The organism is Photobacterium sp. OFAV2-7, from assembly GCF_022347985.1.
Classification (GTDB): domain Bacteria; phylum Pseudomonadota; class Gammaproteobacteria; order Enterobacterales; family Vibrionaceae; genus Photobacterium.
The window spans coordinates 1-3,283 of sequence record NZ_JAKRFQ010000597.1; the positions used below are offsets into that span (position 1 = coordinate 1).

3 protein-coding genes are annotated in these 3,283 nt (G+C 47.5%); 2 read left to right on the forward strand and 1 reads right to left on the reverse strand.

Annotated elements, in window-relative coordinates; translation table 11 throughout:
• Window positions 1–365, reverse strand: a 365-nt coding sequence (locus MHN01_RS21440; RefSeq protein ID WP_370646540.1) for an endonuclease/exonuclease/phosphatase family protein, incomplete at its 3' end; no start/stop codon positions are given.
• Between the two features lie 465 nt (window positions 366–830).
• Here MHN01_RS21440 and nrdD point away from each other — a divergent pair.
• Window positions 831–2,951, forward strand: a complete 2,121-nt coding sequence (gene nrdD / locus MHN01_RS21445; RefSeq protein WP_239413341.1) for an anaerobic ribonucleoside-triphosphate reductase — start codon at window positions 831–833, stop codon at window positions 2,949–2,951.
• A gap of 86 nt (window positions 2,952–3,037) precedes the next feature.
• Window positions 3,038–3,283 (forward strand): 4Fe-4S cluster-binding domain-containing protein (locus MHN01_RS21450; protein WP_239413342.1); only part of this gene is annotated, 246 nt, incomplete at its 3' end.

Here is a 3,283-nt window from a genome sequence, read left to right on the forward strand (position 1 = left end):
CTTGCAAATCCGGTGTACTGGTTGATATCGGGGAAAATTTCCGTCGGGGAGTGACGCCTATCCGAGAGAAAGATCTTATAGCCGGCGGGAGGCAGTATAGCCTGTATGGCTTTAACGCTATCCACTTCCTGGAAGGCAAGGATATCGGGAGAAAGCTCTCTGACAATTCCAGCAAGCTGCCGATAGTCAGGAGCCGTCCGGGTAATTTTCGCTTTATTACTGCCGATGCTTAGCCATTGCATATTCCAGCTGACGATACTGAGAGGGGGAAACGGGTTGACCTGGTGATCGGGTGCATCACTGCAGACCACTGGAGGCAGCATTAAGATCATGGTCAGGGCGATATTGATTAGTCGTCGCTGCAAGAGTTTTACCTAGGTCACTATCGGATATGAAGATTAGAGGGGCAGCGGTGGTAACAAGCGAGGTATATTTTGGTATTTTGAGTGATGTTGGAAGGCAGCGATAAAGAAGAGGGTGTTGTCATACTTGTTAGTTACACGGTGATCAGAAATGGGTAACGAGATAATCCATTCAGGCAGAAAATCAGCCCGCCAAATTTGTCGATTTGCAAGGACTATTTTTTTAAAAAAGCGGCATTGAAAGCAATAAATTTGTTGACAAAAAGGCTGAGAAAAAAGCTTACATTCATTTTTTGGCACTAGCTCAAAATCATCGGTTGTTCCCTGTACTGTCCTTTAATAAAACTGATTTAGATCAATGTTTGTTTTTCGGATTTCTCGCCTAATACACCACATCTTGTATTAGCCCAATCACTAGACCCTATATTTTGTGTTTAAGTGACAGTGTCATTTTCGTAGGAGCCCCGTGTGAAACCTGTTGTGATTAAGCGTGATGGATGCCGTGTACCGTTTAATACCAAGCGTATTAAAGAGGCGGTGTTAAGCGCAGCCGAATCAGTAGAAGCGATGAACGAGGCGTATGCAGCGTCGGTGGCTGACGGTGTGCTTTCTCAGTTTATGTCTGTTCAAGAAGTTGACATTCACGTCATTCAGGATGCGGTTGAAAATCACCTGATGGTAGGTCCGCACAAGGAGGTCGCACGTGCCTATATTGAATATCGTCATGATCGCGATATCGCCCGTGAGAAAAAAAGCCTGCTTAACGGTGAAATCCGAGGCTTGATTGAGCAAAGCAATGCTTCTCTGCTAAACGAAAATGCAAATAAAGACAGCAAGGTGATCCCGACTCAGCGCGATCTTCTGGCTGGGATTGTGGCTAAGCACTATGCGAAGCAGCATTTGTTGCCTCGTGATATTGTTAAGGCGCATGAAGTGGGTGATATCCACTTCCATGATCTGGATTATTCACCATTCTTCCCGATGTTCAACTGCATGCTTATTGACCTGAACGGTATGCTGACGCACGGTTTCAAGATGGGGAATGCCGAGATTGATACGCCGAAATCTATTTCGACTGCCACTGCGGTTACTGCGCAGATCATTGCCCAGGTAGCCAGCCATATCTATGGCGGTACCACCATCAACCGTATCGACGAAGTGCTTGCTCCTTATGTGACAGTCAGTTTTAACAAGCACCTTGAGATCGCTCAGGAATGGGGTATTGCTGAGCCAGAAGCTTTTGCCAAGGCCCGTACCGAGAAAGAGTGTTTCGATGCGTTCCAGTCTTTGGAATATGAAGTAAATACACTGCATACTGCTAACGGCCAGACGCCGTTTGTGACCTTTGGCTTTGGCTTGGGTACATCATGGGAATCTCGCATGATTCAGCAGTCTATTCTGAAAAACCGTATTGAGGGTCTGGGGAAAAACCGTAAAACTGCAGTCTTCCCTAAGCTGGTGTTTGCTATCAAAGACGGGCTGAACCACAAAACGGGTGATGCGAACTATGACATCAAGAAGCTTGCGCTTGAGTGTGCGTCTAAACGCATGTACCCGGATATCCTGAATTATGACAAAGTCGTTGAAGTGACAGGTTCATTCAAAACACCGATGGGTTGTCGTAGCTTCCTTGATGCCTACGAGGAGAACGGTGAGCTGATCCACGAAGGTCGTAATAACCTTGGCGTTGTTAGCTTGAACCTGCCACGTATTGCCTTGATGGCTCAAGGTAACGAAGCGCGCTTCTATAGCCTGCTAGACGACAGACTGGCGTTGGCACGACGTGCTCTGGAAACCCGTATTAGCCGTCTTGAAGGTGTGAAAGCACGTGTTGCTCCAATTCTCTATATGGAAGGGGCATGTGGCGTACGACTTCAGCCGGATGATAATGTCGCTGAAATTTTCAAGAACGGCCGTGCATCGATTTCTCTAGGCTACATCGGCATTCATGAAGCGATTAATGCCCTTTACGGAACGGAAACGCACGTATTTGATAGCCAGGAGCTGCGCGAAAAAGCCATCGCAATTGTTCAGTACCTGAAACAGGCTACGAACCGCTGGAAACAAGAAACGGGTTATGGCTTTAGCCTTTACAGTACTCCGAGCGAGAACCTATGTAGCCGCTTCTGTGCCATCGATACCAAAGAGTTTGGTGTTGTAGAAGGTGTCACTGACAAGGGCTACTACACGAACAGCTTTCACTTGGATGTTGAGAAGAAAGTAAACCCATACGACAAGATTGATTTCGAAATGCCGTACCCGGAAATTACCAGCGGTGGATTTATCTGCTACGGCGAATACCCGAACATTCAGCACAATGTCGAGGCATTGGAAGACGTATGGGATTATAGCTACAGCCGTGTTCCATACTATGGTACCAATACGCCGATCGATGAATGCTACGAATGTGGTTTTATGGGTGAATTTGACTGTACCAGCAAAGGCTTTACCTGTCCGAAGTGTGGCAACCACAACCCATCGAAGGTTTCCGTAACTCGTCGCGTATGTGGCTACCTGGGTAGTCCGGATGCACGGCCGTTTAACTTCGGCAAGCAGGAAGAAGTGAAGCGTCGCGTCAAGCACATGTAACTGCGGAGCCGAAAGAGGCTAAGTGTTTCAAGACGACGAATGCAGAAGTGCCATGAGTGGCACTTCTTTTTTTGGCGAGATAGATAATGAATTACCTTAACTATTATCCTGTTGATGTTGTCAATGGCCCCGGGACACGCTGTACGTTGTTTGTCTCCGGTTGCGAGCATCAATGCCGGGGGTGTTATAACAAAAACACCTGGCGACTGGACTGTGGTCACCCATTTACCCAGGAGATGGAAGATCAGATCATCTCGGACTTGAACGATACTCGAATCAAGCGCCGCGGGCTGTCATTGTCCGGCGGTGATCCTTTGCATCCGGCCAATCTT